Source organism: Streptomyces phytophilus (genome assembly GCF_013870535.1).
Classification (GTDB): domain Bacteria; phylum Actinomycetota; class Actinomycetes; order Streptomycetales; family Streptomycetaceae; genus Streptomyces; species Streptomyces phytophilus.
In genome coordinates, this window is the sequence record NZ_JACBXC010001680.1 from 1 (window position 1) to 1,082 (window position 1,082).

A 1,082-nucleotide genomic window follows, 5' to 3' on the forward strand; every position below is an offset into this window, starting at 1 on the left:
CCGGTGGCGGGCGAAGTCCTCCAGGTCCGCCGGCAGCGCGTCCGGCTCGAACCAGCCGACATCCAGCCCCTCGTCGTCGTTGACCCGGGCCTCGCCGCCCGTCGCGCGGCAGCGCAGCGTGATGTCCATGAACTGGCACTTGTCGCCGTTCGGGTACTGGATCGGGTCCAGCCCCTCGACCCCCACGACCCGCTCCGCGGTGGCCACGACGCCCGTCTCCTCGTACACCTCGCGGACCGCCGTCCGCGCGGGCTGCTCGCCCGGCTCCGGGATGCCGCCGACGATCGACCAGCGGCCCGTGTCGGCGCGCCGGTGGAGCAGCACCCGCCCGTCGCCGTCGACGACGACGGCGCTGACGCCGGGGAGGAAGAGAAGTTGCTGGCCGGCGGTCGCGCGCAGCTCGCGGATGAAGTCGGGTGTCGCCATGGCCGTAAGCGTAAACGGGCCCGGCGGGCTGCCGGGAAACGCGGCGTGACCGGCGGACTACGCCTCCGCGGTGCCGCCGCCGAGGGTGTGGCGCAGGCGGTCGCGGATGGCGCGTACGGCCTCTTCCGCGTTGTCGACGGTGATCGTGAAGTCGTGGTCGTTCGCGAGGCGCAGCACCACGCCCTCGCCGCGCCGGACGACCACGGCGGTGCCCTTGCCGGGCCTCCAGCGGTAGCCCCAGCCGCCCCAGTGCCGCGGGGTGACCCGGGGCTCGAAGTCGGCGGAGAGCACCTCGGTGAGGGGGATGCGGCGGCGCGGCAGGCCGAAGTGGCCGCAGCGGATCTCCAGGGCGTGGTCGTCGACGCTGACCGCCACGTGGACGAAGGCCAGGGTGCCGGCCAGGACCAGCAGGCCGGCGGCGATGCAGCCGACGACGGACATGACCAGCGGGGCGAGCCCGCCGGTCCAGGGCTGCGCGACGGCCAGCTCGATGCCGAGGGCCATACAGGCAGCGCCGATCAGGGCGAGCAGCCACTGCACACGGTTCGTGGCCCGCCCGGTCCACACACGGGGGCGGTCGTCCTTCATGCAACCGAGAGTACGCCAGCCGGGCGGTGGCGGCAGTCCTCCGGCGGCTATCCGGGTACGGCCCCGGA

Annotated in this window: 2 protein-coding genes; both read right to left on the reverse strand. The window is 74.4% G+C overall.

The genetic code is table 11. The features are described from left to right. The coding region (locus H5J30_RS35180; RefSeq protein WP_181791852.1) for an NUDIX hydrolase at window positions 1-426 on the reverse strand (426 nt) is incomplete at its 3' end. 57 nt (window positions 427-483) lie between these two features. Next, complete coding sequence (locus H5J30_RS35185; RefSeq protein ID WP_181791853.1) at window positions 484-1,014, reverse strand: hypothetical protein; 531 nt, start codon at window positions 1,012-1,014, stop codon at window positions 484-486. Window positions 1,015-1,082: the final 68 nt, after the last annotated feature.